The following is a 10,564-nucleotide window of genomic DNA, read 5'->3' on the forward strand; positions in this document are numbered from 1 at the left end:
CGCGGCACCTGGTGAACGCGGCACCTGGTGAATGCGGCCATCCTCGACGCGCTGGGGCCGCAGGGCTTCCTGATCAACATCTCGCGCGGCAGCGTGGTCGACACCGAGGCGCTGGCGGCGGCCCTGCGCGAGGGCCGCATCGCCGGGGCAGGGCTCGACGTCTACGAGAGCGAGCCGCTGCCTCCCGCGCCGCTGGTCGGACTCGACAACGTGCTGCTGACGCCGCACATGGCGGGCTGGTCGCCAGAGGCGACGCAGGCCTCGGTCGATCGCTTCCTGGCGAATGCCGAAGGACACTTTTCGGGGCGTGGGGTGGTGTCGCCTATCTGATCGGCTTGTTTGGGTGCGGGTGCGGCGGCGGCGGGCGGAATGCCCTTGGCCGGCCGACGTCACTGGCCGCTTCGCGGCTGCCCTGCGCTGCTCGCGGTGCGCGGGGTCTCGCTCAAACTCGCTTCGCTCAAACAGTCGCGAGCCCTGATCCGCGCACAGCTGCGCTGCTCGGCGGTGCATCAACGGCCGGCCCAGGGCATACCGCCCACCACCGCTGACAGGTTGGAATTGCATCGGCGTTGGAGGCGCCGTTGGTCTTTGAATACCCCAGAGCCCGGCATGCGGTGCGGGACGGGCGATCGCCTCTGCGGCTGAGGAGCGCAGCTTCAGGCGGAAAGAGGGCCGCGCGTGTTTGAGCCGAAGGCGAGTTTCGCATGGACCCCGCCTGGAGCGAGCACCGCAAGGGAGCCCGAAGGGCCGGCGCAGTGAGGTCGTTCGGCCCGTACCGCGTGACGGGCGTCCTTCCAAAGCTCAGGAGAATTCCGCGAGCACCGGCGGATGAAAGGCCCCCCACCCACAGGCCACGTCATACGCATGCCCGAGCCGCAGCACCGCCATGTCTGCATGCACCGGCCCCGCGATCTGCATTTCCATCGGCAGCCCCTCGCCGTTGAAGCCCGCACGCACATTGAGCGTCGGCAGCCCGGCCAGCGTGAACGGCGTGACGATCTCCATCCAGCGGTGGTAGGTGTCGCTGTCGACGCCGCCGCCCGTCGCCGGCCACGACAGCTTGGCGTCGATGGGAAGGACCTGCGCCGTCGGCGCCACCACGAAGTCGAAGCGCTCGAAGGCCCGCAGGAAGGCGAGGTAGACGTTCGAGCGATAGACCGAGGCTTGGTACAGCGCCGCGGCATCGAGCAGGTGGCTCTGCTCGATCTCCCAGCGTGCCTCGGGCTTGAGCTTGGCGCGCAGGGTCGGGTCGGCATTGGCGGCACCCAGCTTGCCGCCGATCAGCTGTTGGCGCAAGCGCAGCCAGGCGGTCCAGTTCTGTTCGCGCGGCACCTCGAGCTGGCAGGGCTCGACCTCGCAGCCGAGCTGGCGGAAGGTCTTGAGCGCGTTCTCGCAGAGATCGCGCATGCCGGGTGCGAGCGGCAGCTCGGGCCAGATGCTGCCGAGCCAGCCGATGCGCAGCCCCCGGGTCTCACCGTCGAGCTGCAGCGCGTCGGGCGAGGGCAGGTCGCCTTCCAGCGACAGCGGGGCAGCCGCGGATCGAAGCCCGCCTGCACCGCGAGCAGGCGCGCGGCGACTTCGACCGTGCGTGCCATCGGCGCGTCGATGCCGAGCTGCTGCAGGAACAGCTCGACTTCGGGCGCACCCGGCACCCGGCCGCGCGAGGGCCGGAAGCCGATCACGTTGTTGAAGTCGGCCGGGTTGCGCAGCGAGCCGCCCATGTCGCTGCCGTCGGCCACCGGCAGCATGCCGAGGGCCAGCGCCACGGCAGCGCCCGCGCGCCACGTGCAGGCTGTCGGTGCGTGCCGGCGTCCGCGGTGCGATCGGCGATCCCATCGAGGTCGGGAGGCCGGCGGCATCGCTCAGGTCCTTGACCGCCAGCGGGAAGCCGTGCATCCGGCCAAGGCGCTCCCTGCGCGCGAGCTGCGCATCGCGTTCGCCCGCCCCAGCAGCTGGTCCGGGTCGTTTGCATTGAAGCGCGGGTTGAGCGCGTCGGTGCGCGCCAGGGCCGCGTGCATCGCGGCACGACACGGTGCGGGCCGCAGGCGCGGCAGCCGGGTGGCATCGAGGGCAAGGAGGTCGGCTGCATTCATGGCGGTGGCGGACTCGTTGGCGGTGCACCAGTATGTCGCAGCGCTCGCATAATCGCCCGATGGAAACCAAGTGGCTCGAAGACTTCGTCAGCCTGGCAGAGACCCGCAGCTTCAGCCGATCGGCCCAGCTGCGCCATGTGACACAGCCGGCCTTCTCGCGCCGGATCCAGGCGCTCGAAGGCTGGGCCGGCACCGACCTGGTCGACCGCAGCTCCTACCCGACCCGCCTGACACCCGCCGGCCAGACCCTCTATGGGCAGGCGATCGAGATGCTGCAGGCCCTGCAAAGCACCCGCGCCATGCTGCGCGGGCATTCGGCAGTGGCGCAGGACGTGATCGAGTTCGCGATCCCGCACACGCTCGCCTTCACCTTCTTCCCGGCCTGGATCACCAGCCTGCGCGAGCAGTTCGGGCCGATGAAGAGCCGGCTGATCGCGCTCAACGTGCACGATGCCGTGCTGCGCCTGGTCGAGGGCAGCTGCGATGTGCTGATCGCCTACCACCATCCCTCGCAGCCGCTGCCGCTGGATGCCAACCGCTACGAGATGGTGAGCCTCGGTGAGGAGGTGGTCGCGCCCTGGGTCAAGCCCGATGCCGACGGTGCGCCGCGCTACCGCCTGCCGGGCCGGGCCGGCCAGCCGCTGCCTTACCTGGGCTATGCACCGGGCGCCTATCTCGGACGCGTGGTCGACCAGTTGCTGAAGGAGTCCGGCACTGCGATCCACCTCGACCGCGTCTATGAAACCGACATGGCCGAAGGCCTCAAGGTGATGGCGCTCGAAGGCCATGGCATTGCCTTCCTGCCGCAGAGCGCAGTGCGCAAGGAGGTGCGCGCCCGGACGCTGGTGAGCGCGCTGCCGCCGGAGATCGACCGCCTCGATGCGACGATGGAGATCCGTGCCTACCGCGAGCGGCCTGGTGCGCCGGCCGCCGGCAAGACCGGCGCCCGCAGCGGCAAGGGTGCGGCCGATGCCTTGTGGACGTATCTGCTGCAGACACAGCCCGCGGCTTGAGGCCTGGGCCCGTCTCTTGTGCAGTGCACAAACTATGACGCGGTGACATGCCGACCGCTGCATTCGGCATTGGGCATCGACGACGGGTCCCACTAAAGTCCGCTCACGTTTTTTTCGGGCACAAAGGGTGCTTTGATGGATATGTTCACGGCATTCGCGGCGCGGCGTCGCGCGTGATGGCGGTGCCGATCGACAGTCGGCGCGCCCTCCCGCGGTGCAGGCGCACCGGGTTGGTCCGGGTATGGCGCAGAATCCGGGCGTCTAGAATTTCGTGTCCTTTTAGTCTCAGGAGCTAACTATGAAGAAGCAGGTATTGGCGTTGGCCGTGATGGTCCTCGCCGCAGGAGGAGCCTTCGCGCAGGCCAATGACACGCTGGCGAAGATCAAGTCCAGCGGTGCCGTCACGATGGGCGTGCGCGACTCGTCCGGCGCGTTGGCCTACACCATCGGCGACGGCAAGTACGTCGGCTTCCACACCGAGATGTCCGAGCGCATCCTGGCCGACATCCAGAAGCAGCTCGGCCTGCCCAAGCTGGAGATCAAGCGCCAGCTGGTGACCTCGCAGAACCGCGTGCCGCTGGTGCAGAACGGCACCGTCGACCTCGAATGCGGCTCGACCACCAACAACGCCACGCGCCAGAAGGACGTCGCCTTCGCCGTCACCACCTACGTCGAGGAAGTACGCATCGCGGTCAAGGCCAACTCGGGCATCAACTCGATCAAGGACCTCAACGGCAAGAGCGTGGTCACCACCACCGGCACGACCTCGGTGCAGACGCTGCGCAAGAACGAGCGCGCCCAGGGCATCGACTTCAAGGAAGTCATGGGCAAGGACCACGCCGACAGCTTCCTTCTGCTCGAGTCGGGCCGTGCTGACGCCTTCGTGATGGATGGCCAGATCCTGGCCGGCAACATCGCCAAGTCGAAGGCCCCGGCTGACTTCAAGGTCGTCGGCGACGCGCTGTCGGTCGAGCCGATCGCCTGCATGCTGCGCAAGGACGACCCGGCCTTCAAGAAGGCGGTCGACGACAGCATCAAGCGCCAGATCGCCGACGGCTCGCTGGCCAAGCTCTACGACAAGTGGTTCATGCAGCCGATCCCGCCGACCAACACCAAGGTCGGCCTGCCGCTGTCGGAAGCCACCAAGGCCGCCTGGGCCAGCCCGAACGACAAGCCTATGGAAGACTACGTCAAGAAGTAATCGCGTGGGCTGACGCGTGAACGAACGCCCGCCTCTTTCGGCGGGCGTTTGTTTTATGAGATGCCTCCAACAATCATCGAGGAGTTGAAATGGGAAATTGGGATTGGCAGGTCTTCCTGCAAGATCCGGGCGGCAAGATACCGACCTACTGGCAGTGGCTGGTGTCGGCCTGGGGCTGGACGGTGTCGGTGTCCTTGTGCTCGCTGGTCGTGGCGCTGGTGCTCGGCTCGTTGGTCGGTGTGATCCGCACGCTGCCCGACAGCCCCTGGCTGGTGCGTTTCGGCAATGCCTGGGTCGAGCTGTTCCGCAACATTCCGCTGCTGGTCCAGATCTTCATCTGGTATCACGTGATTCCGAAGATGTTCCCCGTCATGTCGGGCCTGCCGCCCTTCATCCTGGTGGTGTTCGCGCTGGGCTTCTTCACCTCGGCCCGGATCGCCGAGCAGCTGCGCTCCGGCATCCAGGCGCTGCCCAAGGGCCAGCGCTACGCGGGCATGGCGGTGGGCTTCACCACGCCCCAGTACTACCGCTATGTGATCCTGCCGATGGCCTACCGGATCATCATCCCGCCGCTCACCAGCGAGTCGATGAACATCTTCAAGAACTCGTCGGTCGCCTTCGCGGTGTCGATTCCCGAGATGATCCAGTTCGCGATGCAGGCTGGTGAGGAGACCTCGCGCGTGACCGAGATGTACATGGCCGTGACCGTGCTCTACGTGATCTCCGCGATGGTCATCAACCGAATCATGGCCTGGGTCGAGAAGAGGGTCCGCGTGCCCGGCTTCGTCGTCGCCGGAACGGGCGGAGGACACTGACATGAATATTGACCTCACATTCTTCAGCTGGGCCGTCATCAGCAGCTTCCTGTTGAAGGGCCTTTACTTCAGCGTCTTCCTGACGGTGGTCGCCACACTGGGCGGCATCATCTTCGGCACTCTCCTGGCGCTGATGCGGCTGTCGGGCAACAAGTGGCTCGATATGCCCGCGGCCATCTACGTCAACGGCATGCGCAGCATTCCACTGGTGATGGTGATCCTGTGGTTCTTCCTGCTGGTGCCCAACATCATCGGCCGGCCGATCGGGCCCGAGTACTCGGCGATCATCACCTTCATCGCCTTCGAGGCGGCCTACTTCAGCGAGATCATGCGCGCCGGCATCCAGTCGATTCCGCGCGGGCAGGTGTATGCGGGACAGGCGGTGGGCATGACCTACGGCCAGAACATGAAGCTGGTGATCCTGCCGCAGGCCTTCCGCAACATGCTGCCGGTGCTGCTGACGCAGACCATCATCCTGTTCCAGGACACCTCGCTGGTCTACGCCATCGGCGCCTACGACCTGTTCAAGGGCTTCGACACCGCGGGCAAGAACTTCGGCCGCCCCGAAGAGGCCTACCTGCTGGCCGCCGTCGTCTATTTCGTGTTGTGCTATACGCTCTCGTGGCTCGTGAAGCGACTGCACAAGAAGATCGCCATCATCCGCTGAAGGAGCAACCCGATGTCCGACAAAATGATTGAAATCAAGAATGTTTCCAAGTGGTATGGGCCGGTGCAGGTGCTCAATGACTGCTCGGTCGACATCGCCAAGGGCGATGTGGTGGTGGTCTGCGGGCCTTCGGGTTCGGGCAAGTCCACGCTGATCAAGACTGTGAACGCGCTCGAGCCCTTTCAGAAGGGCGAGATCACGGTCAACGGCATTCCGCTGCACGACCCCAAGACCAACCTGCCGAAGCTGCGCTCGAAGGTCGGCATGGTGTTCCAGCATTTCGAGCTGTTCCCGCACCTGTCGGTGACCGAGAACCTCACGATCGCGCAAATCAAGGTGCTGGGTCGCAGCCCCGACGAAGCCAAGACGCGCGGCCTCAAGATGCTCGACCGGGTGGGCCTGATGGCGCACAAGGACAAGTTCCCGGGCCAGTTGTCTGGCGGCCAGCAGCAGCGCGTGGCGATCGCCCGTGCGCTGAGCATGGACCCGATCGTGATGCTGTTCGACGAGCCCACTTCGGCGCTCGATCCCGAGATGGTCGGCGAAGTGCTCGACGTGATGGTGGCGCTGGCCAAGGAAGGAATGACCATGATGGTGGTCACGCACGAGATGGGCTTCGCGCGCAAGGTGGCGAACCGCGTGATCTTCATCGACGTCGGCGGCCGCATCCTGGAAGACTGCTCGAAGGAGGAGTTCTTCACGCACCCGGAGAACCGGCAGCCGCGGACGAAGGACTTCCTGAACAAGATCCTGGCGCATTAGGCTCGCCCCCAGATTGCCCGGCACTTCGTGTCCGGGCGCCCACCCCCAGCCGGGGGCGACACCAGCGGCCCGGCGAAGCCGGTTCCGCGGTGTCCCACCAACGGAAAGCTCCGCTGCGCGGGGCTTTCGTGTTTGGTGAGGGCGAAGTTTCGGGGGCCTGGCGCGGATGCTTCGCATTGGCCGCAGCGGGGCCGGGGCCGATGACGCAGGGATGCAAAAGTCCAAGCCTCGCTGGCGCCTGACGGCGGTTCGCGCGCTGGCGCGCGAGGGCCGGTGGGCGATGAGCTTTTTCGCGCTGGCCGGGGCTGCCGGGCTGGGGATCGATGCGGCAGGCCTGCTGAAGATCGTGATGTCGCTGGTTGTCACCGACTTCCATCGCAGCATCAACGCGCCGGCCGATCGCCGGCTCTGGCAGGACGTCTACCGCACGCTCGGATCCATCGGCGCCGTCGAACTGCGCTTCAGCGCGCAGAACGAATTGCTGATCGCCTCCTGCGAGGCGTCCGGGCCATGAAGTGCCCCGCCTGCGCCGCGGCCGTCCTGGTCGCCGACAGTCGCCATGTGGCTTGCGTCTACAAGCGCGAATCGATGGTCATCGCGGACGTCGAAGGCCAGTTCTGTCCCGTTTGCGGCGAGAGCGTGTTCGGCCCCGCCGAGGCTGCGCGTGTCAGTAAGGCGATGCTCGCCTTCCATGCGCGGGTCGACGCTTCGACCGGGCGCGAATGACAAAGCCCCGCGTCGCGGGGCTTTGTCTCGTGGCGCTGGAAAGCCTACTTCTTGCGCGCCGCAATCGACTGCTCGGCCTGCGTCACCAGTTCCTTGCCGATGGTCGGCGTCCACTTGGCGTACACCGGCCGGGTGGCCTTGACGAAGGCTTCGCGTTCGGCCGGGGTCAGCTGGGTCACGGTCACGCCCATCGCGGCGATCTCCTTGAGCACCGGCTTGTCGGCCTCGACCAGTCCCTTGCGGGCCAGGGCGATGTTCTGCTTGCCGGCGTCGACGGCGGCCTGGCGCACGATGGCCTGGTCGGCCGGCGTCCACGAACTCCACACCTCCTTGTTGACCACGAACACCAGCGGGTCGGCCATGTAGCCCCAGGTGGTGACGAACTTCTGGCCCACGGTGTGCATCTTGAGCACGGTGAACAGGAACAACGGGTTCTCCTGGCCGTCGACCGCGCCGCTGGCCAGCGCCGGCTGCGCATCGGCCCAGCTCATCTGGGTCGGGTTGGCGCCCAGGGCGCTGAACATGTCGGAGAAGATCGGCGAGCCGACCACGCGGATCTTCATGCCCTTCAGGTCTTCGGGCGACTTGATCGGACGCTTCGAGTTGGTGATCTCGCGGTAGCCGTTCTCGCCCCAGGCCAGCGGCACCACGCCGGACTTGTCGAGCGTGGCGAAAATCTCCTTGCCGACCGTGCCCTGCGTCAGCGCATCGACCGCCGCGTAGTCGGGCATCAGGAAGGGCAGCGAGAACAGGTTCAGCTGCTTGACCTGCGGCGACCAGTTGATGGTCGAGCCGACCGCCATGTCGATCACGCCCTGGCGCAGCGCACTGAACTCGCGCGTCTGGTCGCCCTGGATCAGCGACACGCCCGGGTACAGCTTGATGTTGATGCGGCCCTGGGTGCGCTCCTTCACGAGGTCGGCCCAGATGCGGCCGGCTTCGCCCCACGGCGTCGGCGGACCCAGCACCAGCGACATCTTGTATTCGGCCTTGTAGGCTTGCGCCTGCGCGGCCACCGAGAAGCCGCCGAGGGCGGCCGCGACGGCCAGGAGGCCGAGCAGGGAACGACGGAATTTCATGGATCAGTCTCCTTGGGAATAAATCGAAGAATCAGTAGCCGAGCTTGCGCGGCAGCCAGAGCGCCAGCTCCGGCCAGACGATCACGGCGACCATCACGAGGAACATTGCGAACAGCATCCAGCCGACCCAGCGCACGGTCTCTTCCATGCGCACGTTGGCGATGCGGCACGAGACCATCAGGTTCACGGCCAGCGGCGGCGTGAACTGCCCGAGCGCGACCTTGAGCGTGAGAATGACGCCGAACCACACCGGGTCCCACTTGTAGTGCTGGACGATCGGCCACAGCAGCGGTACGAAGATCAGGAAGATCGAGACGCCGTCGAGGAACATGCCGACCGTGATCAGCAGCAGGATCAACAGCGACAGCACGCCGTATTCGCCGAGCCCCGAATTGACGATCGCCCGCGTGACCGGATCGATCACGCCGAGAGTCGACAGCGAGTAGGCGAAGATGCCGGCCAGCGACACCACCAGCAGGATCAYGGCCGACAATTCGCCCGATTCGCGCAGGATCACGAACAGGTCGCGGACCTTGATCGTGCGGTGGATCGCCATGCCGACGAAGAGACCGTAGAACACCGCCACCACGGCCGCCTCGGTCGGCGTGAAGAGACCGGCGCGCATGCCGCCGAGGATCAACACCGGTGCCGCCAGTCCCCAGGTGGCTTCGCGGAAGCTCTTCCAGAAGGGCGGGCGCGGCAGGCTGGATTCGAGCGCGCCCATCTTGTTCTTGCGCGCCAGCCAGACGGCCGGGACGATCAGCGCCACGCCGGCCAGGATGCCGGGGATCATGCCGGCCGCGAACAGCGCCGGCACCGAGGCGCCCGGCACCAGCACCGAGTAGACGATGAAGGCGACCGAAGGCGGGATCAGGATGTCGGTCGCGGCGGCCGCGCCGACCACGCTGGCCGAGTAGGCGGCCGGATAGCCGGCGCGCGACATGGCGGTGATCATCACGGCGCCGACCGCGGCGGCATTGGCCGGGCCCGAGCCCGAAATGCCGCCGAGGAACATCGCCACCACGATTGCCACCAGCGGCAGCATGCCGGGGCCGCGGCCGACGATCGCGATCGCGAAATTGACCAGCCGCAGCGCGACGCCCGAGCGGTCGAAGATCGAGCCGACCAGCACGAACATCGGGATCGCGAGCAGCGGGTACTTGCCGAGGCCGGCGTAGAAGTTCTGCGGCACGGCCAGCAGGCCGAACCACTGGGCATCGCTGTTGGCAAGTGCGATGCAGGCGGCGCCGGCCAGGCCCAGTGCGGCACCGATCGGCACGCCGACCAGCATCATCGCCACGAAGGCGACGAAGAGGAGGGTGGGGATCATCGCTGCGAGTCGCCGTAATTGGTCTTGCGGCCGCGGCGGATGAACAGGCCCAGGGCGCGCAGCGCGATCGCGAAGGAGACGATCGGCAGCCAGATCGAATACCACCATTGAGGCACGCCGATGCCAGGCGAGGTTTCCTCGAAGCGGTAGTCGTCCCAGACCACGCGCACGCTGAGCGCGCCGATCAGCAGGAACAGCAGGCCGACCATGAGGGCGCCGAACTGCGCCAGACGCTTGCGGCGCGACATGCTGCCGCTCTCGGCGAAGTACTCGATCCGGATGTGGCGGTCGCGCGCCACCGCCGCGGAGCCCGCCACCAGCGCCAGCAGGATCATCAGGAAGACCGAGAACTCCTCGGTCCAGGCGAAGGACGAGTCGGTGAAGTAACGCACCAGCACGTTGGCGAAGGTGATGCAGGCCAGCAGGCCCATGATGAGCACGGTGGCCCAGTCCTCGATCGCGAGGGGAACGCGGGTCGGCTCGTCGGCGGCTTCGATTTCAGGAGGGAGGGGGCTGGYAGCGTCCAGCACAGGGCCGGACTCGGAGGGAGAGGTCATCGGGGGAAGCAGGAAGGTGGAGCCACGTCGTGTCACCGGGCGGACGCCGGGACGTGTCCGAACGCCTCGACAGGGAAGCAGCCAGGGATCGTAACGACCCATGACCATTTTCCTATCGGGGGTTTCCTTAGCTGCGGCCCGGGATCAGAGCGCCTTGACCAGTTCCGGCACGGCCGTGAACAGGTCCGCGACCAGGCCGTAGTCGGCCACGCTGAAGATCGGGGCTTCTTCGTCCTTGTTGATCGCCACGATCACCTTCGAGTCCTTCATGCCCGCCAGATGCTGGATCGCGCCCGAGATGCCGCAGGCGATGTACAACTG

13 protein-coding genes and 2 pseudogenes are annotated in these 10,564 nt (G+C 66.6%); 8 read left to right on the forward strand and 7 right to left on the reverse strand.

What is annotated here, in order from left to right; translation table 11 throughout:
- Positions 1-15: 15 nt before the first annotated feature.
- Positions 16-330 (forward strand): annotated as a pseudogene (locus tag AC1DY5_RS27275) (NAD(P)-dependent oxidoreductase); the annotation flags it as partial.
- 471 nt (positions 331-801) lie between these two features.
- Here the strand turns inward: AC1DY5_RS27275 and AC1DY5_RS27280 are convergent.
- The 3 genes and pseudogenes from AC1DY5_RS27280 to AC1DY5_RS27290 all read right to left on the reverse strand — a co-directional run bounded on the left by AC1DY5_RS27280 (position 802) and on the right by AC1DY5_RS27290 (position 2,093).
- Positions 802-1,524: an amidase family protein gene (locus AC1DY5_RS27280; RefSeq protein WP_478116483.1), complete on the reverse strand. Its 723-nt coding sequence runs from the start codon at positions 1,522-1,524 to the stop codon at positions 802-804.
- A gap of 59 nt (positions 1,525-1,583) precedes the next feature.
- Positions 1,584-1,859, reverse strand: a pseudogene (locus tag AC1DY5_RS27285) (amidase family protein); the annotation flags it as partial.
- Between the two features lie 3 nt (positions 1,860-1,862).
- Positions 1,863-2,093: a hypothetical protein gene (locus AC1DY5_RS27290; RefSeq protein ID WP_478116466.1), complete on the reverse strand. Its 231-nt coding sequence runs from the start codon at positions 2,091-2,093 to the stop codon at positions 1,863-1,865.
- A 59-nt stretch (positions 2,094-2,152) separates the two neighbouring features.
- Between AC1DY5_RS27290 and AC1DY5_RS27295 the strand changes: the two genes are divergently transcribed.
- The 7 genes from AC1DY5_RS27295 (at position 2,153) to AC1DY5_RS27325 (ending at position 7,277) form a co-directional block, all read left to right on the forward strand.
- Positions 2,153-3,106: a LysR substrate-binding domain-containing protein gene (locus tag AC1DY5_RS27295; protein WP_478116468.1), complete on the forward strand. Its 954-nt coding sequence runs from the start codon at positions 2,153-2,155 to the stop codon at positions 3,104-3,106.
- 298 nt (positions 3,107-3,404) lie between these two features.
- A complete protein-coding gene (locus AC1DY5_RS27300) occupies positions 3,405-4,307 on the forward strand; it encodes a transporter substrate-binding domain-containing protein (RefSeq protein WP_478116470.1) in 903 nt (300 codons plus the stop codon).
- 89 nt (positions 4,308-4,396) lie between these two features.
- A complete protein-coding gene (locus AC1DY5_RS27305; protein ID WP_478116471.1) occupies positions 4,397-5,122 on the forward strand; it encodes an amino acid ABC transporter permease in 726 nt (241 codons plus the stop codon).
- Between the two features lies 1 nt (position 5,123).
- Entirely contained in the window at positions 5,124-5,789 is a 666-nt protein-coding gene (locus tag AC1DY5_RS27310; RefSeq protein ID WP_478116472.1) for an amino acid ABC transporter permease, read from the forward strand.
- Between the two features lie 24 nt (positions 5,790-5,813).
- Positions 5,814-6,551 carry an amino acid ABC transporter ATP-binding protein gene (locus tag AC1DY5_RS27315; protein WP_478116485.1) on the forward strand — a complete coding sequence of 246 codons (738 nt, stop codon included), beginning with the start codon at positions 5,814-5,816 and terminating at the stop codon, positions 6,549-6,551.
- Positions 6,552-6,762: 211 nt separating this feature from the next.
- Positions 6,763-7,065 (forward strand): type II toxin-antitoxin system MqsR family toxin, encoded by a 303-nt coding sequence (locus AC1DY5_RS27320; RefSeq protein ID WP_478116473.1) that lies wholly within the window; start codon positions 6,763-6,765, stop codon positions 7,063-7,065.
- Entirely contained in the window at positions 7,062-7,277 is a 216-nt protein-coding gene (locus AC1DY5_RS27325; protein WP_478116475.1) for a type II toxin-antitoxin system MqsA family antitoxin, read from the forward strand. The genes AC1DY5_RS27320 and AC1DY5_RS27325 overlap by 4 nt, the downstream gene beginning before the upstream one ends.
- Positions 7,278-7,321: 44 nt before the next feature.
- On the opposite strand, the gene AC1DY5_RS27330 is transcribed toward AC1DY5_RS27325, so the two are convergent.
- The 4 genes from AC1DY5_RS27330 to AC1DY5_RS27345 form a co-directional block, all read right to left on the reverse strand.
- Positions 7,322-8,356, reverse strand: coding sequence for a DctP family TRAP transporter solute-binding subunit (locus AC1DY5_RS27330; protein ID WP_478116477.1), 1,035 nt, complete (start codon positions 8,354-8,356; stop codon positions 7,322-7,324).
- Between the two features lie 31 nt (positions 8,357-8,387).
- Positions 8,388-9,686, reverse strand: a complete 1,299-nt coding sequence (locus AC1DY5_RS27335; RefSeq protein ID WP_478116479.1) for a TRAP transporter large permease — start codon at positions 9,684-9,686, stop codon at positions 8,388-8,390.
- The gene (locus AC1DY5_RS27340; RefSeq protein WP_478116481.1) at positions 9,683-10,243 is read right to left on the reverse strand and encodes a TRAP transporter small permease; all 561 of its coding nucleotides are present in this window, start codon (positions 10,241-10,243) and stop codon (positions 9,683-9,685) included. The genes AC1DY5_RS27335 and AC1DY5_RS27340 overlap by 4 nt, the downstream gene beginning before the upstream one ends.
- Before the next feature lie 144 nt (positions 10,244-10,387).
- The coding region (locus AC1DY5_RS27345; protein ID WP_478116486.1) for an electron transfer flavoprotein subunit alpha/FixB family protein at positions 10,388-10,564 on the reverse strand (177 nt) is incomplete at its 5' end.

The organism is Variovorax sp. P4_D9 (assembly GCF_056401695.1).